This is a genomic window from Proteocatella sp. QWL-06, from assembly GCF_058684135.1.
Genome location: NZ_CM178755.1, coordinates 2,424,900 through 2,447,679 on the forward strand (window position 1 = coordinate 2,424,900; position 22,780 = coordinate 2,447,679).

At 43.6% G+C, this 22,780-nt stretch carries 24 protein-coding genes, 1 tRNA gene and 1 other annotated feature; of the genes, 12 read left to right on the forward strand and 13 right to left on the reverse strand.

Going from position 1 to position 22,780, the window contains the following annotated elements; genetic code table 11:
• Positions 1-2 precede the first annotated feature (2 nt).
• From AC4PGZ_RS11545 to AC4PGZ_RS11575, 7 genes are all read right to left on the reverse strand, one after another.
• Positions 3-545 carry a DUF3780 domain-containing protein gene (locus AC4PGZ_RS11545; protein WP_492158766.1) on the reverse strand — a complete coding sequence of 181 codons (543 nt, stop codon included), beginning with the start codon at positions 543-545 and terminating at the stop codon, positions 3-5.
• Complete coding sequence (locus tag AC4PGZ_RS11550; protein ID WP_492158767.1) at positions 542-1,609, reverse strand: FN3 associated domain-containing protein; 1,068 nt, start codon at positions 1,607-1,609, stop codon at positions 542-544. Before AC4PGZ_RS11550 ends, AC4PGZ_RS11545 begins: the two co-directional genes overlap by 4 nt.
• Before the next feature lie 48 nt (positions 1,610-1,657).
• Positions 1,658-3,658: a DUF499 family protein gene (locus AC4PGZ_RS11555; protein WP_492158768.1), complete on the reverse strand. Its 2,001-nt coding sequence runs from the start codon at positions 3,656-3,658 to the stop codon at positions 1,658-1,660.
• A 109-nt stretch (positions 3,659-3,767) separates the two neighbouring features.
• Positions 3,768-4,019, reverse strand: coding sequence for a helix-turn-helix domain-containing protein (locus AC4PGZ_RS11560; RefSeq protein WP_492158769.1), 252 nt, complete (start codon positions 4,017-4,019; stop codon positions 3,768-3,770).
• A gap of 184 nt (positions 4,020-4,203) precedes the next feature.
• Positions 4,204-4,473: a hypothetical protein gene (locus AC4PGZ_RS11565; protein WP_492158770.1), complete on the reverse strand. Its 270-nt coding sequence runs from the start codon at positions 4,471-4,473 to the stop codon at positions 4,204-4,206.
• Complete coding sequence (locus tag AC4PGZ_RS11570; protein WP_492158771.1) at positions 4,470-5,015, reverse strand: ImmA/IrrE family metallo-endopeptidase; 546 nt, start codon at positions 5,013-5,015, stop codon at positions 4,470-4,472. Before AC4PGZ_RS11570 ends, AC4PGZ_RS11565 begins: the two co-directional genes overlap by 4 nt.
• A 142-nt stretch (positions 5,016-5,157) precedes the next feature.
• Complete coding sequence (locus AC4PGZ_RS11575) at positions 5,158-5,595, reverse strand: helix-turn-helix transcriptional regulator (RefSeq protein ID WP_492158772.1); 438 nt, start codon at positions 5,593-5,595, stop codon at positions 5,158-5,160.
• Positions 5,596-5,765: 170 nt separating this feature from the next.
• On the opposite strand from AC4PGZ_RS11575, the gene AC4PGZ_RS11580 reads away from it, so the two are divergent.
• From AC4PGZ_RS11580 to AC4PGZ_RS11600, 5 genes are all read left to right on the forward strand, one after another.
• On the forward strand, positions 5,766-6,221 hold the full coding sequence (locus AC4PGZ_RS11580) for a DinB/UmuC family translesion DNA polymerase (RefSeq protein ID WP_492158773.1): 456 nt from the start codon (positions 5,766-5,768) through the stop codon (positions 6,219-6,221).
• A 17-nt stretch (positions 6,222-6,238) separates the two neighbouring features.
• Positions 6,239-6,550 carry a hypothetical protein gene (locus AC4PGZ_RS11585; protein ID WP_089609006.1) on the forward strand — a complete coding sequence of 104 codons (312 nt, stop codon included), beginning with the start codon at positions 6,239-6,241 and terminating at the stop codon, positions 6,548-6,550.
• 347 nt (positions 6,551-6,897) lie between these two features.
• Positions 6,898-7,323 (forward strand): sigma-70 family RNA polymerase sigma factor, encoded by a 426-nt coding sequence (locus tag AC4PGZ_RS11590; RefSeq protein ID WP_492158774.1) that lies wholly within the window; start codon positions 6,898-6,900, stop codon positions 7,321-7,323.
• A gap of 469 nt (positions 7,324-7,792) precedes the next feature.
• The gene (locus AC4PGZ_RS11595; protein WP_492158775.1) at positions 7,793-8,023 is read left to right on the forward strand and encodes a helix-turn-helix domain-containing protein; all 231 of its coding nucleotides are present in this window, start codon (positions 7,793-7,795) and stop codon (positions 8,021-8,023) included.
• A gap of 92 nt (positions 8,024-8,115) precedes the next feature.
• Entirely contained in the window at positions 8,116-9,360 is a 1,245-nt protein-coding gene (locus AC4PGZ_RS11600) for a tyrosine-type recombinase/integrase (RefSeq protein ID WP_492158776.1), read from the forward strand.
• A gap of 43 nt (positions 9,361-9,403) precedes the next feature.
• Here the strand turns inward: AC4PGZ_RS11600 and AC4PGZ_RS11605 are convergent.
• The 5 genes from AC4PGZ_RS11605 to AC4PGZ_RS11625 all read right to left on the reverse strand — a co-directional run bounded on the left by AC4PGZ_RS11605 (position 9,404) and on the right by AC4PGZ_RS11625 (position 13,428).
• Positions 9,404-9,494, reverse strand: a tRNA-Ser gene (locus AC4PGZ_RS11605).
• Between the two features lie 131 nt (positions 9,495-9,625).
• Complete coding sequence (locus tag AC4PGZ_RS11610) at positions 9,626-10,741, reverse strand: sigma-54 interaction domain-containing protein (protein ID WP_492158777.1); 1,116 nt, start codon at positions 10,739-10,741, stop codon at positions 9,626-9,628.
• Between the two features lie 12 nt (positions 10,742-10,753).
• Positions 10,754-11,611, reverse strand: a complete 858-nt coding sequence (locus tag AC4PGZ_RS11615) for a DegV family protein (protein ID WP_492158778.1) — start codon at positions 11,609-11,611, stop codon at positions 10,754-10,756.
• 224 nt (positions 11,612-11,835) lie between these two features.
• Positions 11,836-12,207 carry a metal-dependent transcriptional regulator gene (locus AC4PGZ_RS11620; protein ID WP_492158779.1) on the reverse strand — a complete coding sequence of 124 codons (372 nt, stop codon included), beginning with the start codon at positions 12,205-12,207 and terminating at the stop codon, positions 11,836-11,838.
• 66 nt (positions 12,208-12,273) lie between these two features.
• The gene (locus tag AC4PGZ_RS11625) at positions 12,274-13,428 is read right to left on the reverse strand and encodes a D-alanyl-D-alanine carboxypeptidase family protein (RefSeq protein ID WP_492158780.1); all 1,155 of its coding nucleotides are present in this window, start codon (positions 13,426-13,428) and stop codon (positions 12,274-12,276) included.
• A gap of 272 nt (positions 13,429-13,700) precedes the next feature.
• Between AC4PGZ_RS11625 and AC4PGZ_RS11630 the strand changes: the two genes are divergently transcribed.
• The 7 genes from AC4PGZ_RS11630 to leuB all read left to right on the forward strand — a co-directional run bounded on the left by AC4PGZ_RS11630 (position 13,701) and on the right by leuB (position 19,410).
• A complete protein-coding gene (locus AC4PGZ_RS11630; RefSeq protein ID WP_492160273.1) occupies positions 13,701-13,919 on the forward strand; it encodes a HAMP domain-containing protein in 219 nt (72 codons plus the stop codon).
• A gap of 96 nt (positions 13,920-14,015) precedes the next feature.
• Positions 14,016-14,150, forward strand: a complete 135-nt coding sequence (locus AC4PGZ_RS11635) for a hypothetical protein (RefSeq protein WP_492158781.1) — start codon at positions 14,016-14,018, stop codon at positions 14,148-14,150.
• Positions 14,151-14,155: 5 nt separating this feature from the next.
• Positions 14,156-14,485, forward strand: a complete 330-nt coding sequence (locus tag AC4PGZ_RS11640) for a methyl-accepting chemotaxis protein (RefSeq protein WP_492160274.1) — start codon at positions 14,156-14,158, stop codon at positions 14,483-14,485.
• Positions 14,486-14,677: 192 nt separating this feature from the next.
• Positions 14,678-14,930, forward strand: a binding site (T-box leader).
• On the forward strand, positions 14,931-16,526 hold the full coding sequence (locus tag AC4PGZ_RS11645; protein ID WP_492158782.1) for a 2-isopropylmalate synthase: 1,596 nt from the start codon (positions 14,931-14,933) through the stop codon (positions 16,524-16,526).
• Between the two features lie 18 nt (positions 16,527-16,544).
• A complete protein-coding gene (leuC, locus tag AC4PGZ_RS11650) occupies positions 16,545-17,807 on the forward strand; it encodes a 3-isopropylmalate dehydratase large subunit (RefSeq protein WP_492158783.1) in 1,263 nt (420 codons plus the stop codon).
• A 27-nt stretch (positions 17,808-17,834) separates the two neighbouring features.
• A complete protein-coding gene (leuD, locus tag AC4PGZ_RS11655) occupies positions 17,835-18,314 on the forward strand; it encodes a 3-isopropylmalate dehydratase small subunit (protein ID WP_492158784.1) in 480 nt (159 codons plus the stop codon).
• Between the two features lie 34 nt (positions 18,315-18,348).
• On the forward strand, positions 18,349-19,410 hold the full coding sequence (gene leuB, locus AC4PGZ_RS11660) for a 3-isopropylmalate dehydrogenase (RefSeq protein WP_492158785.1): 1,062 nt from the start codon (positions 18,349-18,351) through the stop codon (positions 19,408-19,410).
• Between the two features lie 204 nt (positions 19,411-19,614).
• Here leuB and AC4PGZ_RS11665 read toward each other — a convergent pair whose 3' ends face one another.
• Positions 19,615-22,770: a type I restriction endonuclease subunit R gene (locus AC4PGZ_RS11665; protein ID WP_492158786.1), complete on the reverse strand. Its 3,156-nt coding sequence runs from the start codon at positions 22,768-22,770 to the stop codon at positions 19,615-19,617.
• Positions 22,771-22,780: the final 10 nt, after the last annotated feature.

The window sequence follows — 22,780 nt, forward strand, 5'->3', positions numbered from 1 at the left end:
TGTTATTCTCCTCCCATCAAATCAGTAAATAATGAAATCTGATTTGATTCATCTACTGGATTTTCACATAGCGCATAACGCAAAGCCATGCGCCATCCGCGTTTATCATTGATCTTTCCAGTGCTTGCATTTGTCATGGTGTATAGCCACCAGCGTTCTTCAGGCTGGAGACCCTTCCAATTGCGAATAGCAGTTGGAATTCCAGCCGGATCGTTATTTTCAACTCCCCAAAGCAAGACCATTAATTCTTTCCCAAATAGTTTTTCTACAGGTGTTTCTCCAACTATAAATCTGCTTGTCGGCTTTTTGTCGGCCTTCAGCCTTGCATTGAACTCAGCTGCAACATCGTTTGAAAGCTTTGACCATTTATATCGTGACATCCTGAGTTTCAGGATGTCCTTACTGTTTATTTTTTGTTCGTCTATATCCCAATGAAAGCGCTCGTAAATCTCAACTTCTGCAGTTGCCTCTTTGGGAACAACCACATAGAAGTGATTCTCGCTTTCCTTTGGATCATATCCAAATCCATAATAAGTGTTGCTCATTGTATGATTTCCCCACTCTTAATAAGATTGTTTAGATCAAATTTGTTCATATCAAGCCATTGCGTGAATAACTCGCCCGTCAAGAACATCAGCTCTTTATAACCAAAGTCAACAATTACTTCGGTTTCCTTAAAGCTGGTATCTCGAACAAGATCTATCAACGATTGAAGATCTCCTGCCCAATATGGAACACTTGCATTGAACTCAATATAATGATCCGTATTTGTTTTATTATAAATTTCTGCTGTAGCCCCCTTAATGAGGACCCCATCAAGTTTCGAGAGAAGAGCCAGCTCTTTATAACTCGCTTCAGTATCTCCCATTTGTTTTTTATTGTGATAGCGGTAGGCGAGCGCCTTGCTCTTATCAATCGTTTTAGCCGGTTTGGTACCGCCGCCTTTTGTGACGTAGATACTCTTTTCCTCAAGCAATCTATCCTTGTAATAAACAGCGACTCTTACGTATTTGCTGTCTTGTGGAAGGACAAATTCATCGTTATAGATGCCACCATTTTCTTTAGGTTCGCTACCGTCAGTTGTATATTTCACAACATACTTTGGATTAGTGATCAGCGTCATTACATCGCCATTCGGTGTATTCCTTTGCCCATATTTAATTGGAACACTACCTGTGAACTCAACGACATCACCGGTTTTTCTTTCCCCTGTTGGATCAATACAGACGAAGCGAATAGCTGGTTCTGCGGTCACTAAAACCTGATCCATTACTTCTTTAGATGCGGAAGTAGGATCACTGCCGATGTCGTAATAGACCTTGCCGCCGATGCCTCGGATTTTCAAGGTAAATTCCTGGGTCTTTTCATCATATGATGTCTGCTCTACAACAACAGAGGTCGGGTCCTTCTCAAAAGGCCCCTTTACCAGATAACCATTAATTTCTCTCCATTTGTCTTTTTTAATGCAATCCAGTCTCAGGCTTTCAAGCTGGTCCGGATGATACCATTGCCAAGCCACTGTCGTTGCAGCTCTCTCTTTTATTTGGGAGAAGGGCAGTTCTTTGATGGTAAACAGTCTAGCTTCGCACTTCTTGCGAAGGTTCTCCAAGAACTGGTCATCCTTTGAGAAGGCCTCGTATTTAGAACTATCAGTCAATCAGCTTATGATCTGTTCTTCACCGTTAAACTTATTTTCTTTGAATTCAAGTTTAAATTCTGCAAGCTCAATTCCATTCTTGGTTGGATAATATAGCGCAACAAACGTCTCCCTGATTGTTGAGAACAGGGCTTGAATGGCTTTATCAAGTTGAGCTTCAGCTTCTTTATATTGCTGATCAGACGCGGGAACGCCTTCGTTTGCCATGTTGTCAACGATTTGCTGGATAGCTTTGAGTTTCTTTGAATTGCCATATAGCTTTTCCATCATGTTTCGCTGTCCGGAAAGGAACATGACTCTATTCTTAAGTGAAATATTGTCATGGAACTTCTTCAGCTCAGGATGCAGCTCACTGCCGGGATATGGCTCATAAATGACCAGAGAAATCTTATTCTGATCAAGATCGATTTCATCGATTGCAGGGAGCACATACAGCATTTCATAGCAGACTTTTAGCTTGGGACTGAAGTTCTGTTCCAATATTCGCTTAAGTTCCTTTTTTGCATTCTCATTAGTATAACTGTCAACAAGGGTATTCATCTCGGCAACCATATTCTTTGTGTTCTGGAAATACAGCCTGCCACGATTGTCTTGCTTCATATACCAGCAAAGAGTCTTCAATTCTTCCAGGCTGGATTTGATCTCGTTAATATCTGTATTTGGCGCACTCAAATAGCCGAATATTTCCGATTCGGTGAGTCCGAGTAGTCCATGATTTGCCGTAGATAAGGAAGACACGAGGAGAAGCTTTGCAATATCCTGTGTAACGCCGTTGTTCTCAGGCTTTTCTATATCGATTACTTCTGCAATGGACTTGCCATCTTGTGCAATATCATGATTGATTGCTTCTTCTAGAGAGGGCTTGATCTGCCGGATATGACTAAGCATTTTTTGCTCATTCAAATCAAAGTCAAAAACGTTAATCAAATAGCTCTCTTTAGCCATGCCGCTTTCATAGAATTGACGGACAATCTGGCGCATCAATTTAATCAAGCCGCGCGTTTGTTGGAAATTTTGGTTTTCCTTGAAACGGGCATAAAGATCTTTGATTGACGGATGGAATGGATAGGAGTCCTTGATGCCTTTAAAAACCGTTTCTGGAGTGTAGTTTGTGAAACCGAGTTTCTTGCTTTTTTCAACACTTGTCTTATACGCAATAGCAACGTCATTTATATTCAATGAGTATTCAAAGCCACTGACATCTTCAAACAGACGTTTCTGCAAAATGTGGTATATCTCATCGCTGTTAAGAGCCACAGGCGTTACTTCGATTGCTATTCGGTTCGCTTCGGCTTCAAGTTCACGGAAGCTTGACTGCAATAATTCGCTGCCTGACTCATATGCCGCTTTAAGATCAGAGAAAACCAGGCATACATTCGCCAACTGTTCCTTACCTAAAGCTGTGAAAAGGTTTGAGAGCGCAGTCATGGTGACTTTGCTAAGGTCAGAGTTGCCCACCATAATTGACTTAGCATTTTCCAAATACGGAGGTAGTTCATCCAGCAAGATGAGTGTTTTTTGACCCTTGAGCAGTTCAACCCATGACTTTTCACCAGGTGCCTTAAGAGGGGAATAATAGTCCTTGAAGAACTCCTTCTTTCCGAGTTGCTCAGCGATGCTACCCCAAATCCCCAAATCAGCATTTTCTCTGCCAGAGAATGAAACAACTCGGATATCTCCGATTCCTGCATATGTAGGTCCGAGAAGATTTTCCCTTATCTCTGGATTCTGAGCCAACAGAGCAAGGGCTAACATGCTATGAGTTTTACCGCCACCCATTGCCTGTGTTAGCTTAATGACGCCGGTATCAGATTCTCCTTTAAAGCGAGCAAATGCAGTATCAAATAAAACTGTCATTCCTTGGGTTTGGAAGTTTTCTCCGAAGAATTTATTCGCATCAATTCTGTTTTCTGCAAGATCGGTGAGGTTTAGCACATCCTCCCTGGCAGTATCAGAAAATACATTTTCTCTTGGTTTTAGCATTTCATTGATTGTACGCATCGTTTTCATCCTCTCAAAATTATTCGATATTAGTTGAAGCAATTTTGCCAAATATATTCACGAGTAATTATCAAGACATCTTGGCTTTAGTGATTGTCAATTAAAATATTTAAGATGAAGACTTGTATTCATCTTCATTGGTTTCTAAATCTGAAGATTTACTGTCAATAATCTCCATCATGTCGCAAATATCGCATTTCAAAGCCTGACAAATTTTAATAATGACCTCCGTGTTGATATTCTCATTTCGCCCGAGTTTTGCAATTGTAGAAGGGCTAATACCTGCCATCTGTCTAAGGTCTTTTTTCTTCAAGTCTCGGTCGATTAGGAGCTTCCAAAGTTTTTTATAGCTAATAATCATTGCCCTTCACCTCTATTAGGATTGATATCACAAATTCATACATATGTTAATTATAACCAACCCTCTTTGACATAGCAATAATAAGTTTGCGAAATCGTAATATTAGTATGGTAAGAAGTATTTTTATAATAAAAAAGCCGATCAGATGTTGGTCTGTCGGCGATATCAATTATGATGAAATTGTTTATTTTCGTTCCACAAACCATCTGCCAAGGTTTGTCCCGCTGATATTTGGACTTCGCTCAAAGAAAAGATAACTCTGATAACCATTGATTTGGACTGTATAACGGTCACCTTGACCACCAGCTTTCAGCGCTGCTGCAGGACGAACATCCAGGATTTTTTCGATGGAATATTCACGGCCATCTTCCCAGCGGAGGCGTCTTGGGAACAGATTCCCGTCTTCAGAGAATGAAGCGATGACGGCAACATAGACTTTAGCCTTTGAAGTCACATGTCCTCACCCCGATCCGACAGGTGTTTAAGGAAATTGCTGTTCGACTGGATCGGAGATTCGATCAGCCAGCCCTTGCGCTTGAGTATCCGAAATTTGAAGTCAAGCAGTTCAGGAGGTACTTCCAATTCCTTGGCAACTGAGAAGAAGAAGGTGTCCTCACTAAGGAGTTCTGTGACCTCATCATCTTCCAGCAGGTATTCCGCAGCAAACAGATTGGCTTCATATTCCATCTGGGAGGATGTATCATACAATGCAAAATCATGGAAAGCCCTCATCTTTGCTGCTTCATGATGAAGGACAGCATGACCGATTTCATGGGCCAAGATAATCCGTTGGATTGGTTCCGGCAAGTCGCTGTTGATGGTGATGTGCTTTTTTCTTGATTGTCGCAGAAAAAACCCTTTGCACGATTTATCTGTACAGCCAAGTGGCATTACTAGAACGATGATCCCCATGGCTTCAGCCAGCTTCCAAGGATCTGGCTCATCATATTTTCGCATTATGCGGGATACTTCCCGGCAAATTATCTCTATCGACATGTAATCACCTTCAAATGATATAAAATCAAATACTCATCCCGCTAACAATCCCTCACTATCATTAAATCAAAGTGTCGGTACAAAAATACGGACAGTGAACGATAAAATGGTCAAATGGCTGAAAACAAAGAACGAGAAAATTTTAATCCGTTTCCTTTTTTCGGCCATAGGTTTTCCGGGCTTCTTCCTTACACTTCAGATAAGCCTTCATGACGGCCTCAAAGAAAGCATCCTTGGCTTCCTGATCCAGGGCTCCGCCAGCAAATAGTGCTACGTTCTGCTCAAGGAGAACATCCATTTCCTTAGCTGCCTTGGGTCCCAGCCGTTCCCGAGCTTCCTCAATGTAGGGAGCTTTTTCTATGCCGTATTTTGGGTCTGTGATCTCATCATTGAGCAGATAGTCTACGGATACCTGGAAGGCTGCAGCCAGTTTTCTAGCGATATTTCCACGAGGCTTGGTGTCCGTTGTTTCGTATGCAGCAATAGAACGTTTTGAAACGCCGACAAGCTCACCCAGTTGCTGCTGATTGAGCTTCAATTCCTCCCGAGCTTCTTTGATCTTCTCTGAGAAAGTTTTCATTTCCTTGCCTCCCGTAATGAATATAACTTCAACAACTTCATTTTTTTATTGACTATTCTTCATTAGCCTGTTAATATTAAGCTGCAAGATGAAGTTATCTTCATTATACCTTCGCAAACTTCATCTGTCAACGAAGAAGTTATAGAAACCCTTGGAAGGAGTGGCTTTTTATGAGTAAGGACCTTGCAGTACTCCATAGTGGTCTGAACATCGATTATCGGCTTCGAGTCCATGACCTGAAAGCCAATGGCGTCCAAATCACAGTGAAGGACAATACCCTATCCTATCGTCAATATCAGATGCAGTTGCCCATGGCGACCCAACGCCCCATGGAGATCGCTTCAGCGGCACGGCATCTGTTTGAAAATAACTACGACTGGCATACATTTGTGCGGGCAGTAACTGTTCGCGCCATCAACCTCGAACCCAAATTCATGCCACAGCAGCTGATGCTCTTTGATGATGCTGCCAGACGGGCCAGGCTGGAACAACTGGATGATACCATCGAGATCATACGAGGTCGCTTTGGGAAATGGTCGATCTATTCAGCCTCCCTGTTAGGCAGTATGAAAGCATCTGGAGACAGCAGTCATGAGGTCATCATGCCCGGCATCATGTACGCCTAGTACAGGAGGGATACCCAATGAGAACCGTCCAGATCAAATGTAATCGAGAAAGAAGACTCTTTGACACCATAGAAGGCTCAAAACTGAAGATTCTGATCAAATGCAGTAATACGAAGGTCTGCCCCTACAAGTCTGACTGTCTGAGAACCACCGAGATCGTCCTTGGAGCAGAGAAAGAAGCCTTTGACGAATTCTACAAAGCCATCAATTGTCCCCACTGTGGGAAGCGACTTTTCGATGTCACCACAGACAGCGTAGGGATTGTCACTATTAAATGTGAGATGTGCGGAAAGGTCGCGACCATTCCTGTCATTGCAGACCAGGGATGAACTCATTATCTGATTATGGAGCACCGGCGCACTTATCGAAGTAGCGACCACCGCACAAGCAGACAATGAACAACTGAATATCAATCGATACCGAGCACCGGAGCCGATTCACTGAGCTACCACCGCCGGATGATTACTCAATTGAGAGGATCATCCGGCCTTTTTTATTCAGTAATCAGCTTTTTGGCAGTGCATCACCAATGACAGGCTCCCCGCCAAAAGGAGCCTGTCATGTTTGTTTACAGCCAAATGAATAACGCTGGCTGTCTCGTCTCACTGAGATGCCGCAGTCCACCGCCTCCTTCTTGTTCGCCGCTAACAAGCCAACAACGAGAAGAAGAATAAAATTGAAAAAGATAAATCTGCGGGATGTATACCCGTTTTATGAGAATGACTGTTTTGTTATGGTCGATGACGAAATTGCTGAGATCTTCGAAGAATCCAAGCGAAAAGAGCTCAATTATCGGAGAAAGGTTTATTGGAACAAGGCCCATTATTCACTGGACCGAGATGACGGGATCGAGCATGAAGCAATTTTTGTCTCCATGTCACCCTATGAGATCTATGAGCGGAAGATGACGAAGCAGGAGCTGCATGCTGCCATCGCCAAACTGCCGGACATCCAGGCCAAACGAATCTATGCCTACTACTTTCTGGAGATGAGCAAGACTGAGATTGCCCAAGCAGAAGGCGTCAGTGTTATGGCTGTCTGCAAGTCCATTAGCCAAGGACTAAAGACTTTAGAAAAAGAATTGAAAAATTTTGAGGAATAGGGTTTATAAATACACTTCAAATCTCATGGCTTATGAGAGGGACTTTTATCTTCTCATAAAATCGATCTTTGACAACTTCATATAGGAGAACCGGATACCTTTGGTGCATGAGCCGCAAGGACAAGCCAGGCAGCAGGTACGCTATGACCTTCGTTTCACGAAGAGAGCGACAAATACCCTTGCTGCTGGTCGATCTTGGCAGATCGGCTGGCCATGACCTTGTGCATCAGATAATGATACTTCCGTATAGTCACAGTCCGAGCGTGATCAAACCGTCGCAGGCAATGAGTACGGCCCGCCATCAGAATGGAGGGAGGTGAAAGTCCTATGAGAGCGTATGCCAGCGCTTGTCCGGTCCATCCAAAGAACCATAATCAAATACAGCAGCCGCACCTGGTAATCCCGCCACATGAGCGGAACCATTGATTCAGGTGCGGCTGTTTCTTATTAAATGAAGGGAGGTTTTTGCATGAGCACAAATTTATCCAGTAAAGACGCCTATAGCCTCATGCTCAAAGATTATCCCGACGTCATGAATATTGATAAAATGTGTGAAATCCTTGGTGTCAGCACCAAGACGGGTTATAAGCTCCTGAAAAACGGTGACGTGACCTTTATAAAAATTGGGCGTAACTATAGAATCCCAAAAGCACACATCATATCGTATCTCAGAGTCGGAAATGAACAGCCGTCCATTTGAACCTCCACAACATTGCACGAAGCAACTTGCCTATGATACGTTCTATGTGTCAACGGCAGGTAATCGGAGCTACAAACAAGGAGGTTTTTATAATGGTAGCAGGACACCTGCAAGAAAAGAAAGGCTATTTCTACATGGTACTTACTTACAAAGACCATGAAGGAAAGCGCAAGAGCAAATGGATTTCTACGAAGTTGCCCGTAAAAGGAAATAAGAAACGGGCACAGGAAATGCTCCGGGAAACCCGGAAGACCTTCGAACCGGATATACCGGTTTCGATGGAGGACATGCTTTTCGATGAATTTTTGGGGCATTGGCTTGAGATAGCAAAAAATACGATTCAGCTTACTACCTACGCAAGCTATGCAAGCATGTGCAAATCACCTATTGTTCCATATTTCAAAGACAAAAAGATCAAACTTGTTGATCTCAAACCCAAGGATATTCAGGATTTCTATACCCTCCAATTGAAACGGGTGAAGGCCAGCACTGTGATTCATTATCACACCATTATCCATAGGTCTTTGAAATATGCGATGAAGCTCGATGTGATTCCCGTTAATCCGGCCAGCAAGATCGAGCGTCCAAGACAGGAACGGTTCATCGGCAGCTTCTATGATAAAAATGAAGTAAATCAGTTATTTGAAGTGGCCAGAGGAACGAAACTTGAGATTCCTATATTGCTTGGGGCTTTCTATGGGCTGAGAAGAAGCGAAGCGGTCGGTCTTAAATGGAGTGCCATTGATTTTAATAACAACACACTCATTGTCAGGCACACCGTCACATCCTTCAGCATTGATGGTAAAGAGATGATCTATGCATCGGATTCAACCAAGAACAAATCCAGTATGAGAACTTTGCCATTGGTGCCAGCTTTTAAGGAGAAACTTCTGGCTGCCAAAGCACAACAAGAAAGCAACCGCAAGCTTTGCGGTAGATCCTATAGCAAGGACTTTCTTGATTATATCTGTGTCAACGAGTTGGGCGTCAGAATTCGCCCAAACTATGTTACAACAGCGTTTCCCAAGCTGCTGGAGGAGCATGGTTTAAGAAAGATTCGCTTCCATGACCTTAGGCACAGCTGTGCCAGTCTTTTACTGGCAAATAATGTGCCGATGAAGCAGATCCAGGATTGGTTAGGTCATAGTGATTTTGCAACTACCGCAAATATTTACGCTCATTTGGACTTCAACTCAAAACTGGTATCAGCACAAGCAATGGTTGATGGACTTAATTTTGTCATCGAACCAAAGCTAGAAATCCAGAAGGACGAGTTCGCTGTGATTCCAGATCGATCGGGAGGAGAGAATAAACCAAACACTTCTGCACACACATAAAAAAGCGGCTTCCCTCAGAAACTGAGGAAAACCGCGGGTTTTCTGGCGGAGGGTTAGGGATTCGAACCCTAGGTCGGCTCATCACCGACACGAAATTTCGAGTTTCGCACCTTCGACCTCTCGGACAACCCTCCAATATTTATCTTCAACATCAGGTCTCAGATATCCCTCGGAAAAAGGAGAGAACTGATGAAGAGAACAACGGTATTAAATTTTCGGACTTGTCTTTCGAAAACAAGTCAAATCAATGGTATAGGCTTCTATGTTAACACATAGATACGACGCTTTCGAGCCTCAGATACTCCATGGTCCTGTCTGATATGTTCTTTTTCTCCATATCTTCCTTAGCGGTGAATTTGTCGACGAGAAATTCGGAGAGCTCAGGGATATCATCCTTTCTCTCCCGCAAAGGAGGAACCTTTATCGTGATTACGTTCAGCCTGTAATATAAATCCGACCTGAAATGTCCGCCCGCAACCATTTCCTCGAGGTTCCTGTTTGTGGCTGCAACGATCCTCACATCCACAGGCTCCCTCACGCTTGAGCCTACCTTCTGTATCTCTCTGTCCTGAAGGAACCTGAGTATCTTGACCTGCATGGACATCGGGAGATCTCCAATCTCGTCAAGAAATATAGTTCCCTGATCTGCCGCCTGAAAAAGACCTATCTTGCCGCCCTTCTTCGCTCCGGTGAAGGCGCCTTCCTCATATCCGAAAAGCTCTGATTCCATGAGCTCCTCCGGTATTGAGCCGCAGTTTATGCATATGAAGGGCTTGCTGCTTCTCTTGCTTGCGCTGTGCACTGCATGGGCAAAGAGCTCCTTTCCCGTGCCGCTTTCTCCAAGTATGAGTACGTTTGAGTTTGTCTTTGCCACTATTTTTATGCTGTTTTTGAGCTGCCTCATGTTCCTGCTGCTTCCTATTATGCTCTCCACGCTGTATTTTGCGGAGTTGAGCTTGAGAAACCTGCTCTTGTACAGATTCAGCTCCGTCTTCATCCGGTTTATCTTCTCATAGAGCTTCTTTAGATCATCCACGTCTTTAAACAGCACTCTTCCAAATGCTCCCACGGTCCTGCCATCCTTCTTTATGGGAATACGGGTAGCTATCATGTTTTTGCCGTTTATCCTCTGAGTCGATTCGATGTCTGCAACTCCTGTCTCGATTACATCAAGGAGCCTTGTGTTTTCAATAATCTCACTTACGTTTTTGCCAAGTGCATATTCTCTTTTCACTCCAAGGAAATCAGAATATGCATCGCTTATCTCTTCTATTATCCCTTTTTCATTGACTATCACGACAAGCTCATTTGTAGAATGTATTATAGAGTCTAAAAACCAGGTTGAGCTTCTGCTTCCTTCTGTTTTTATATAGCTTTCCATCCATACCTCTTCTTATCTTTCCAGAATCTGTACTCCAATTCCAACAAGCCCCGGTCCCGTATGGACTCCAAGCGCCGGACTTATCTGTCCCTCAAATACATTCTTGTATTTAGAAAGCTTTGACAGCAGCTTTTCCTTAACCTTTTCAGCATCCTCTGCTGCACCGCCATGCACTACTGCAAGGTTGTAAAGCTTTCCTTTTGAAGCATATTCTGTTGCAATATCAATCATCTTGTCGAGCGATCGCTTTCTGCCGCTTATCTTTGCCACATTGTAGTAGATTCCCTCTTCATTGCATGAGATTATCGGCTTTAGATTAAGCGCCGTACCCAGCATCGAAGATACCAGCCCTATCCTTCCGCCTTTCTGAAGATATTCAAGCGTCGATATGCAGAAGAATATCTTTGAATCAGGCACGTCTTCATTCACTGTCTTTACTAGAGTCTCAAAATCCATTCCCTGACTTATATATTCCGCCGCTCTTATAGCTACCATGCCGCCTGCTATCCCTATGTTCTTTGTGTCCACGATCTGTACATCAAGTCCTTCATAATCCTTGGCTACGAGGGATATCATGTTGTATGTTCCACTCAGTCCGCTGGATAACGTAACCGCAAGTACATTTTCATAGCCGTCTGATTTTATCCTGTCCAGAATTGATATTGCTTCAGCTGCTCCTGGAAGAGATGTCTTTGGTATCTCGACTGAAAGGTTGCTGTAAACTTCTTCAGCCTGTATATCTACTCCATCTGAGTACTCTCTGTCTTTGTAAATTATCTTGAGTGGAAGAGAATATATGCCGTACTCCTTAATTACCGAAGAAGGTACATCTATCCCACTGTCTACGAGTAATGCCGTCTTTTGTTTCATAAAAGCCCCTTTCAAATCTTACCAAATCAAATATATGTATCATGTTCCACTTTACATCTTACATCGTTTTTGTGATTCTTTCAAGTAATTATAAAAACCATCTATTGCACATATCTCAAATTATGAAATATCATATTACGAAAAATGAACAGAAGCTCCAGTATTTTAAATATAACCGAAGATCCTGTTCATATTAAATTAATCCCTTATATACTAATGACTCTCTATTTTTTCATCTGACTTACATGATCCTTAAATTTTTCAAACGTTTCCTTGCTTAATACATGCTCTATCTTGCAGGCATCTTCTGCCGCAGTCTGACTGTCCACTCCGAGCATCTCGAGGAATTCACTTATCAGCTGATGACGCTCATATATCTGCTCTGCGACTTGTCTGCCTTTTTCAGTAAGGGTTATCAGCCGGCTCTCATCCATCTGGATGTACCCCTTGCTGCTCAGCTGTTTCATCGCATTGCTTATGCTTGGCTTGGAAAAGTTTAATTCCGTCGCTATGTCTATGGATCTTACATATCCATTTCTTTTCTGAAGCACAAGTATGGTCTCCAGATAATTCTCTGCCGATTCATGAATCTTCATATAATACCATCTCCTTTATTACCTGTATTTTAACAGATATGCCCTGCTTTAGCAAGATGGAGCGTGTCATGATAAAAAGCTTTTAATCCTGTCCGTCAGAACGAATATCCAAGACCTGCTCACATCGCTTTTTGATACAAGCTCTGCCTGATGCACTATCTTGTCTTTGCCATATACATAAATCGTCCCGATCTTCTGACCCTCTTTTATCGGAAGCTCCATATCCTCAAAAACAGCTTCTGTGGAATAATCCTGTTCTTCAAAATTTCCATAAATTATCAGATCTTCTGCTAGCACGCCTTTTACCTTCCTGAAGCTCCCGTTTATCTTTATGCTGCCTGCCTCCTGATTTTTTTCCATCAGGGTAAGATACCTGAAATCTCCAAATCCGTAATCCATCATCTTTGCAGTATCCCTGAAATTGCCATCCTTCTCCTGAGCTCCCAGGGTAACACTCAGCAGCCTTGTTCCGTCCACCTGCGCCGTTCCTACAAAGCAGTAGCCTGACTCCGGTCCCATCCATCCTGTCTTCATGCCGTCAATTCCTTTATATTCTCCGAGGAGCCTGTTGGTGCTCTCAAGCTTTATCCTTCTGACCGGCATGTCCGGGCCTTTATATATTATTATGTCCTTCTCTTTCAGGGACGAATATTTGAGGATATCTCCTTCTTCTATAAGCTCAAGCGCTATCTGCGCTATATCCAGAGCAGTTGAATAGTGCCTGCTGCTCAGCGTCAGACCGTTGCATGAAACGAAATTCGTGTTCTTCAGCCCCATTTCATCTGCTTTTATGTTCATCAGTTTTACAAATTCGTCCTCGCTCCCTGCAAGATATTCCGCAAGGGCTACGCTCGCGTTGTTTGCCGAATTGATAACTATCGCACTTATCAGAGAATCCAGCGTCAGCATCTCTTCTTTAAAGACCTTTATTCTGGCTCCCTTTATTTTCGCCGCATTTTCAGATATGCTTACAAAGGTGTCCATCGGGATATTTTTTTCATTTATAATGTCAAAGGCTGTCGCCACTGTCATTATTTTGGTAACAGAAGCCGGCAGCCTTCTTTTATCTTCATTTTCTCTGTATATTATCTGATTGTGCCTTGTTTCCATCAGCAGAGTGCTGCTGCCCTCCAGATTTAAATCCGGCTGAGCAAAAGCATCAAAAGTGAAGCCGTTTAAAATTATCATCAGTGCCGCAAGTACGGCAGTATATTTTTTCATAACAAAATACCTGTTCCTTCTGTTTTTATTCTGTAAGTATCCAAATTCGTCTTATATCACTTTACTTCTTTAAATCATCTTACTATCTCGAGCTTAAATTGTCAAAAAAAACATCATATTGTATAAGCATATTGCTTTTTTGAATTGTTCATGTACCTTGCCGAAAGTTCTGAAAACGGCGAGACATCTCATATCGGCGATCTGGAGCCTACCTAGGATGACTATGAAATGACATAGGAAGGCGAGCCTTACACCGGAAACAAGATTGAAAAATACGGGGACCCGTTTCAAGGATAGCAGCTGCTTCCAGCCAGGTCGCAGGAAAGAACCTTCACATCGAGCCTGTCAAGGTGAAAAGAAGAGATGAGATAGGACTTCTCGCCCATTCCTTCAATCAGATGACAGATACAATAAGGTCCATGACCTCGAACATAAAATCCGCTTCATCCGGGCTTGAAGCTGCATCATCCGTGATAAACATGTCCATATAAGAATTAAGCACTGCAAGCTCCGAGATATCAGAAAATACACAGCAGCTTTCGGCTCAGGCATCACTTCAGTCTCTTGAGAGCAGCAGCACCTGTGAAATGACGGATATGCTTTCACATAAGATCGACAGCGTTACGGACAAGCTGAACCTTACTCTTGAAAAATCAAGGCTTATGAAGGAAAAGAACATACAAGAAAATCTCAGCTTATCGAGTCGATCCTTAAATCCATAGACCATATAGCAAGGCAGACCAACATACTCTCTGTCAACGCATCCATAGAGGCTTCAAGAGCCGGGGAACACGGAAGAGGCTTTGCGGTAGTAGCGACCCAGGTAAAGAGCCTCGCAATGGAATCTTCGGATTCGACTAACAAGATCCAGGAAATAGTTGATGGCCTTATGCTCAACATGTCCGAAGTGGAGAAGGAGCTCCGTAGACAGCATCATAGAGAACATACAGGTGATACAAGGCGACATAACCGAGGAACAGTGCGTTTCCATGAAGGAGATTGCAGACTCCATAGCAAACCTCGAGGATATGGTCAGCTCGCTTGCATCTCTAGTTAATGAATACAGCCTTTAGGCTCTGAAATGGACTTAAGTGAAAATTTATTTTTATTGTTTTTTACACGGCGTTTTATTTTCAGATAATCGTTTTCACGCTTTTTTATTGATTTGAAATATTCCAAAAATTTAAAAAAGTCCGTTGACAAACTGAAATTTTGAATATATAATCTATCACAAGCTAAAAAACAATAAAAAAAGGTTGTGAATGGGTAAAGTAACTGACTGAGTTTTCAGAGAGCTGCCGTGTGGTGCGAGGCAGCAGCGTAAATCAGTGAAGCTCCCCCAGGAACCGTCCGCTGAGGCCTTGGTGCTTAGGCTGGAACGTATCCCCACGTTACAGGGGCAGGATATTTCGGCTCTTTGAGCCCAGTATCTGATAAAAGTGCGGCAGTAATCTGCCGAATCTGGGTGGTACCGCGGACAGCTATAGCTCTTCGTCCCTTTTATGGGATGGAGGGCTTTTTTTATTGTAAAAAATCAAAACACATATAAGCAGAATCATATAAAATTTCTGCAGGAGGAGGAACACATGAGCAGATCAATCAAAATATTTGACACTACGCTGAGAGATGGAGAACAGTCACCAGGGTGCAGCATGAATCTTAAGGAAAAAATAGAGGTAGCCAGACAGCTCGAGGCGATGAAAGTCGATGTAATCGAAGCCGGATTTGCGATTGCTTCTCCTGGAGATCTCGCATCCATAAAAGCAATAGCAGCTGAGATAAAGGACTCGACGATATGCAGCCTTGCCAGGACCGCAAAGGGAGACATCGATGCCGCATTTGAGGCAATAAGAAATGCCGCATCGCCAAGGATCCACACCTTCATAGCGACATCCCCTGTGCATATGGAGCATAAGCTTAAGATGACTCCGGATGAAGTCGTAGAAAGAGCCGTTGCAATGGTATCCTACGCAAAGAAGTACGTCTCCGACATAGAATTTTCGGCAGAAGACGCATGCCGGAGCGATCTTGACTTCCTGGTCAGGATAATCTCACAGGTGATAAAGGCCGGGGCAACGACGATAAACATCCCGGATACTGTAGGCTACATCACGCCTTCCGAGATGTTCAATATAATATCTCACATTAAAAACAACGTTCCTGGAATCGAGAATGTGTCGCTTTCGACTCACTGCCACAATGACCTTGGAATGGCTGTTGCAAATTCACTTGCCGCAGTAGCTGCCGGGGCGGACCAGATCGAGTGTACGATAAACGGAATCGGAGAAAGAGCAGGAAACACTTCTCTTGAAGAAGTCGTCATGGCGATAAAGACCAGAAAAGACATATATAATGCAGATACGAATATCGACACTCACGCGATATACCGTGCGAGCCGCCTCATCCAGACAATAACGGGAGTGCCTGTTGCCCCTACCAAAGCCATCGTAGGCGCAAATGCATTTGCCCACGAATCTGGAATCCATCAGCACGGAATGCTTTCAAACAGGACGACCTACGAGATCATGACCCCGGAATCCGTGGGAATCCCGGCAACCACCATGGTGCTTGGAAAACACTCTGGAAGACATGCATTTGAAGACAGAATAAATGCGCTTGGCTACAGCCTTTCCAAAGAAGACCTTGACGAGGCTTTCAAAAAATTCAAGGTGCTTGCTGACAAGAAGAAGCTCATAAAGGACAGAGACATAGAGAGCATAATCCTCAAGGACACTGAAACAGAAGACAGAAAGCTCGAGCTTGAGAGCTTTGTTATAAATACCGGAAACGACATCACCTCAACCTCTGTGATCAAGCTGAAGGTGAACGGAAAGACAGTGGAAAAGGTATCTACGGGAGACGGTCCCGTGAACGCATCCTACAAATCCATAAACAAGATCTCCGGACTTGCCATAGAGCTTGTAGATTACTCGCTTCATGCGCTTACTGACGGAGAAGATGCTCAGGCCGAGGCAGTCGTCAAGATAAGAATAGGCGAAAGCGAGGATGTCATAACAGGAAGAGGCGTATCCACAGACATCGTGGAGGCCAGCATAAAGGCATACGTGAATGGAATCAACAAATACTACGCAGCATAACTGAAAGGATATATAAACATGGGAATGACAATGACTCAAAAAATACTTGCATATCATGCAGGGCTTGAAAATGTTACGGCGGGGCAGCTTATCGAAGCTAAGCTCGACCTCACGCTTGCAAACGACATCACCGGTCCGGTATCAATCGCAGAGATGCAAAAAGCCGGCTTTGAAAATGTATTCGACAGGGAAAAAGTATGCCTCGTGATGGATCACTTCGTTCCGAACAAGGACATCAAATCCGCTGAGCAGTGCAAGATCTGCAGGGACTTCTCGACCGAGCAGGGCATCGTGAACTTCTTCGACGTAGGCGAGATGGGCATCGAGCATGCCCTTCTCCCGGAAAAAGGACTTACCGCTCCTGGAGAGCTCATAATCGGAGCCGATTCGCACACATGCACCTATGGCGCGCTCGGGGCATTCTCGACAGGAGTAGGAAGCACAGACCTCGCTGCAGGAATGGCTACAGGAAAAGCCTGGTTCAAGGTTCCTTCCGCTATAAAATTCAACCTCACAGGAAAGCTCGGCAAATGGGTGTCCGGAAAAGATGTCATCCTTCATATAATAGGAAAGATTGGCGTTGACGGCGCGCTTTACAAATCCATGGAGTTCACAGGAGAAGGCGTGAGCACGCTGTCCATAGATGACCGTTTCGCGATCTGCAACATGGCCATAGAGGCCGGAGCCAAAAACGGGATATTCCCGGTCGATGCGACCACTCTCGCATATGTAAAAGGCAGGGTAAAAAGAGAATTCATCATATTCAGAGCAGATGAAGATGCGCACTACGACGAGGTTATCGACATAGATCTGAGCGCGCTCAGACCTACGGTTGCCTTCCCTCACCTTCCTGAAAACACAAGGCCGATTGATGAGGCAAAGGGAGTAGAGATCCACCAGTCCATAATCGGGTCGTGCACAAACGGCAGGATCGAAGACATGAGGACAGCTGCAGAGATACTGAAAGGAAGAAAAGTATCAAAGAATGTGCGTACCATAATAATCCCTGCGACTCAGGCGATATATCTACAGGCACTGAGGGAAGGCCTCATAGAGATCTTCATAGAGGCCGGCGCAGTAGTATCAACGCCTACATGCGGGCCATGCCTTGGAGGCTATATGGGAATACTTGCCCACGGCGAAAGATCCATCGCAACCACCAACAGGAACTTCGTAGGAAGAATGGGCCATGTCACCTCAGAGGTTTATCTTTCAAACCCTGCAGTGGCAGCGGCTTCGGCAATAACAGGAAAAATCACCGACCCCGCAGACATCATGTAATCAGATATTATGTAAAAGGAGACAGATATGACAGTAAGAGGCAATGTATTCAAATATGGAGACAACGTGGACACCGACGTAATAATACCCGCAAGACACCTTACGACCTCAGATCCTGCAGAGCTCGCAAAGTACTGCATGGAAGACATAGACAGCGATTTTGCAAAGGATGTAAGACCCGGGGACATCATCGTGGCCGCCAGGAACTTCGGATGCGGCTCATCCAGGGAGCATGCTCCCATCGCGATAAAAGGAAGCGGCATCTCGTGTGTCATCGCATCGAGCTTCGCGAGGATCTTCTACAGGAACGCCATAAATACAGGGCTCCCTATAATGGAATGTGCCCCTGCGGCAGAAGCTGCCGAAAAAGGAGATGTCCTTGAGATCGATTTTGAGACAGGAATAATAAAGAACATAACTAAAAATGAAGAATATCGGTCCGCAGCCTTTCCTGAATTCATCCAGAGGATAATATCTGCAGGCGGGCTGCTCAATTCCCTGAAATAGATTTAGCGTCTGAAAAGGATCAAAGGAGAAGAAGATGAAATTTAAGATAGCCGTGATAAAGGGAGATGGGATTGGTCCGGAGATAGTGGATCAGGCCATCAGAGTAATCAAAAAAATAGAAGAAAAATACAGCCACACTTTTGAGCTCAGCTTCTGCCTGGCCGGAGGAAATGCCATAGATGCTACGGGAAACACTCTGCCAGGAGAGACTGTGGAGACATGCCGGGCTTCTGACAGTATCCTGCTTGGCGCCGTGGGCGGTCCGAAATGGGACTCCATGCCCAGCGGCAACAGGCCTGAAAATGCGCTTCTTGGACTGAGATCGGAGCTTGACCTGTTCGCCAACATAAGGCCGGCCATAATGTACGATGCGCTTTCTGATGCCTGCCCTATCAAAAAAGAATTCATAGAGGGCGGCTTTGACATAGTGATCGTAAGAGAGCTGACAGGAGACGTATATTTTGGCGAAAAAGGAAGAAAAGAGTCTGGCGGAGTAACCACAGGATATGACATTATGAACTACAGCGAAAAGGAAGTCGAAAGGATAGGCAGAAGAGCCTTTGAAATGGCCATGAAGCGCTCAAAAAAGCTCTGCTCCGTAGACAAGGCCAACGTGCTTGAGACCTCCAGGGTATGGAGAGAGACCATGCACCGCCTGAGGGATGAATATCCTGAGGTGGAGTACAGCGACATGTACGTCGACAATGCCGCCATGCAGCTTGTCAGAAATCCAGGGCAGTTTGACGTCATAGTTACAGGAAATCTTTTTGGAGACATCCTCTCTGACGAGGCCAGCATGATAACCGGATCCATAGGCATGCTCCCTTCTGCCAGCCTGAACGAGACCGGATTTGGAATGTATGAGCCAATCCACGGCTCTGCACCCGACATCGCAGGCAAAGGAATCGCAAATCCTATTGCCACCATACTCTCCGCTGCGATGATGATGAGATACTCCCTTAATCTTCCCCATGAAGCCGATGCGATTGAAAATGCAGTCAAAAAAGTCCTGGACACAGGGTGGCGCACCGCAGACATCGGAAAAGAATATATATCGACTTCAGAGATGACAGACAGAATTCTTTCCTATATTTAGAAGGATTAGCCTGCCTGGGAGTATTTGCCCCTTCCTGGTATGATCGCGCCGCATGGCGCCTTGAATAAGACCGGAGCCATTAGTGGGTGCGTCTTAGGGATTTACGATAACAAGTAAGTTTTGAGCGACAGCCCTCAAGCGGTGGCAAAAAGAAAGACCAGTCATGTACAATGTTTGCATGACTGGTCTTTTGTTATGGCTATATTACGCTGCTGGATAAGTAGAATAGACAAATTCATAGATCTTCCTGCGGTATTCATTTAAAAGGCTATCATCATAACTTTCGGGCAGTTCGCTCCAAAGGGTATCTCGTATGATGACATCCACTGCAGCTTGTGTCTCCTCTTTTTCTGTCCAATGATCCAACTCACTGATTTTTCCTTTTATTCGCTCTAATAAAACTTTTGCAAGTTTTTTAATTTTTTTAATCTCTACAGATGTGAGTGAATCTTTAAGGAGCAAATCATACATTGCCAATTCTTCATCGTTATTAAAGCCTTCCCGTACATATCTTTTTTCCTCTTCGTCCAAGTCGTTAACGAAGTTGGTTAGATCAATAAATGTTTTTTCAATAGCCGCTTTATCTTGTTCCGCATTGTACTCCTGTATGATTGTCTGATAGCGTTCATAATAGTTGATACGCATAGGATTGCGTCTCATCATATTATCCAGTCTGTCATTTATCAGTTCTTCCAAATCCTTCATTAGAAGATTTTTATTCTTTACAAGAGCAAATTCCTGCTGCAAACGTTCAAAATCAATGTGACTAATGTCGAAGCGGCGGCTTTCTGTCAAGTAATTCGCACCGTCCTCACTTACACGGTCCGCAGGATTGATAACGGTAATATATTCACTGACAATATCATGCAGTTGAATCATTAAGTCAGTATTATCCGAATGCTTCCGTTTCTCTTGCATTTGATCATAAACAGCACTGATTGCATTTTTATACGCCCGTTCGTGGTCGGATACTTCTTGCTTCTCAACATATTTGAATAGTTTGAATAACTCTCTTGCCATTACTTCAAATCTCTTTTTTACATCTTCTGAAACGCACATAGCATTGGCACCGGATTGTACTAATGCCAGTTTTTCAAAATCGACCGCTTGCACTAATTTTGATAAATTAAAGCCTTGTTGCTCCATGAAGCCTGCAATCTCTGCAAGAAGCTTGTAGATACGACTTAGCAATTCCGTTTTATCCGGTGCCGGATCGGATGGGCCTGTGCCTCCCTTGGTATTTGTATAATCAGCCAATGCTTTTCTCAATGCTTTTACAACACCTACATAATCAACAATTAAACCATTAATTTTCCCCTCATAAACACGATTTGCCCGAGCGATTGTTTGCATAAGTGTATGTGCCTTTAGTGGCTTATCCAAATAAATAGTGGAAAGGCATTTCACGTCAAAACCAGTTAACCACATGGCACATACAAACACAACTCGAAATGGGTTGTCGGGGTCTTTGAATTCTTTATCCATTTCACGCTTTTCCATTTTTGTGCGATGGGGTTTAATATCTAATCCCCATTTTTCAAATGTAGCTAATTCATTTTGCTCCTGACTAATGATAACGGCCATTTCCGTTTTTTTCATCCATTCAAGTTTTCGGCTAACTTCCATATACTCTTGCTGCGTAGCGCCGGAGAGAGAATCTTCTATTTCCTTAATTTTAAGAATCCAATATTCTTGCACTAAGTTATACATTCGAACCGCAGTTACTTTATTGATACAAACAAACATAGATTTACCTGTTGTCCACAATTCAGAACAGTGCTCAACAAAGTCTTTCGCAATCGTATCCAGACGTTTTTTGCTGGTGAGGACATGAATGTCCTTCGCTAATTCTTGCTCCAGTTTGGCTTGCTGATTGACATTAAGATCCGCCTGTTCAATTGCGTCCAGCAGTTTATCGTTGATTTCAGGATTTTCAATACCCAATAAGTCCGCTCTGTTTTCATAATACAAGGGTACTGTCGCACCATCATCAACTGCCCGTTTGAAATCATAAATGGAGACATAACCACCGAATGTTCTCTCTGTTATGTTATCATAAGCAAACAGTGGCGTTCCTGTAAAGCCGATGCGGGACGCTGTCGGCAGAAGGATACACATATTATCTGCAAATATTCCGTTTTGGGTTCGGTGCGCTTCATCCGACAATACAATAATGTCATGATCAGGGATTATTGGCGGTTCATCCGGTTTATTGAATTTATGTATCAACGTAAAGATAAAGCTCGGATTGCCTTTTAACTTTTTAATTAAGTCATCTCCACTAGTAGCAATATATTGTTCCGCCTTTGTGCTTCCAAGACATCCGCAAGCCTCAAAAGTGTCGCTGATTTGCTTATTCAACTCATCCCGATCTGTCAGAATAACAAACGTCGGAGATCCTGTAAATTTACGGCGTATTTTTTGTGCAAGAAATACCATGGAATAGCTTTTTCCGCTTCCCTGTGTATGCCAGAATACACCAAGCTTACCGTTGTTCAGCTTACGGTTTTGATAGGATTCCACAGCCTCATTGACCCCGAGAAACTGATGGTTTCGTGCCATAATTTTAGCTGTTGTTCCACCTGATGTATCATATAGGATGAAGTTTTCAAGTAGATCCATAAAATTTGTCTTATCGCAAATACCTCTAAGCATGGTGTCTAAATCAACTGTGCCGGTTTCATCCTCATTCAGACGCTTCCATTCGTTGAAAAACTCATATTTACTGCCCAAAGTACCCACCTTTGATTCAACACCGTTACTGAACATCACAAAAGCATTGAAATGAAACAGATGGGGAACCGTGTCCAGATAATCAGCATAGTTACAGGTGTATGCATCCTGCACATCCACATTCTGCTTTTTCAACTCCACAAACAACAACGGTATTCCGTTGACAAAGCCAACAATATCTGTCCGGCGCCGATATAGATCACCATGAATTTTCATTTCCTTTACAGCGAGAAAATAGTTTTTTTCCGGCTCTGAGAAATTGAACACCCTAACCTTTCTGTCTTCTTGCTCGCCGCTTGGATTTTTGACCTTAATTGGTATTCCATCTCGAAGCATTGAATACTTATCGCGGTTAATTTGCATAAGGATACTGGAAGAGGAATAATCAAGAAAGGTTTTGATTGCGGAATCACAGTGTTCTTCTGTCAGCCAGTCGTTATTTTCAAAAAGCGCTGCCCGAAGATAGCGGGTTAGTACGATTTCTTTATAACTCTTTCGTCCGAAAGTTCCATTCTCGCCGAGATCTTCCTTATTATAAGCAAATTGAACATCCCACCCCAAAGTATCTTGAAGTAGGTTTCCAGCACTGTTTTGCACTAATATGTTTTCAGAATATTCCCAGCTCATTTGGGATACC

Bases quoted from the DNA above. Each gene is read 5' to 3' on its own strand.
- AC4PGZ_RS11545 (WP_492158766.1), bottom strand. From the start codon at position 545: ATGAGCAACACTTATTATGGATTTGGATATGATCCAAAGGAAAGCGAG.
- AC4PGZ_RS11555 (WP_492158768.1), bottom strand. From the start codon at position 3,658: ATGCGTACAATCAATGAAATGCTAAAACCAAGAGAAAATGTATTTTCT.
- AC4PGZ_RS11560 (WP_492158769.1), bottom strand. From the start codon at position 4,019: ATGATTATTAGCTATAAAAAACTTTGGAAGCTCCTAATCGACCGAGAC.
- AC4PGZ_RS11570 (WP_492158771.1), bottom strand. From the start codon at position 5,015: ATGTCGATAGAGATAATTTGCCGGGAAGTATCCCGCATAATGCGAAAA.
- AC4PGZ_RS11575 (WP_492158772.1), bottom strand. From the start codon at position 5,595: ATGAAAACTTTCTCAGAGAAGATCAAAGAAGCTCGGGAGGAATTGAAG.
- AC4PGZ_RS11580 (WP_492158773.1), top strand. From the start codon at position 5,766: ATGAGTAAGGACCTTGCAGTACTCCATAGTGGTCTGAACATCGATTAT.
- AC4PGZ_RS11585 (WP_089609006.1), top strand. From the start codon at position 6,239: ATGAGAACCGTCCAGATCAAATGTAATCGAGAAAGAAGACTCTTTGAC.
- AC4PGZ_RS11595 (WP_492158775.1), top strand. From the start codon at position 7,793: ATGAGCACAAATTTATCCAGTAAAGACGCCTATAGCCTCATGCTCAAA.
- AC4PGZ_RS11600 (WP_492158776.1), top strand. From the start codon at position 8,116: ATGGTAGCAGGACACCTGCAAGAAAAGAAAGGCTATTTCTACATGGTA.
- AC4PGZ_RS11610 (WP_492158777.1), bottom strand. From the start codon at position 10,741: ATGGAAAGCTATATAAAAACAGAAGGAAGCAGAAGCTCAACCTGGTTT.
- AC4PGZ_RS11615 (WP_492158778.1), bottom strand. From the start codon at position 11,611: ATGAAACAAAAGACGGCATTACTCGTAGACAGTGGGATAGATGTACCT.
- AC4PGZ_RS11620 (WP_492158779.1), bottom strand. From the start codon at position 12,207: ATGAAGATTCATGAATCGGCAGAGAATTATCTGGAGACCATACTTGTG.
- AC4PGZ_RS11625 (WP_492158780.1), bottom strand. From the start codon at position 13,428: ATGAAAAAATATACTGCCGTACTTGCGGCACTGATGATAATTTTAAAC.
- AC4PGZ_RS11635 (WP_492158781.1), top strand. From the start codon at position 14,016: ATGACGGATATGCTTTCACATAAGATCGACAGCGTTACGGACAAGCTG.
- AC4PGZ_RS11645 (WP_492158782.1), top strand. From the start codon at position 14,931: ATGGGATGGAGGGCTTTTTTTATTGTAAAAAATCAAAACACATATAAG.
- leuC (WP_492158783.1), top strand. From the start codon at position 16,545: ATGGGAATGACAATGACTCAAAAAATACTTGCATATCATGCAGGGCTT.
- leuD (WP_492158784.1), top strand. From the start codon at position 17,835: ATGACAGTAAGAGGCAATGTATTCAAATATGGAGACAACGTGGACACC.
- leuB (WP_492158785.1), top strand. From the start codon at position 18,349: ATGAAATTTAAGATAGCCGTGATAAAGGGAGATGGGATTGGTCCGGAG.
- AC4PGZ_RS11665 (WP_492158786.1), bottom strand. From the start codon at position 22,770: ATGAGCTGGGAATATTCTGAAAACATATTAGTGCAAAACAGTGCTGGA.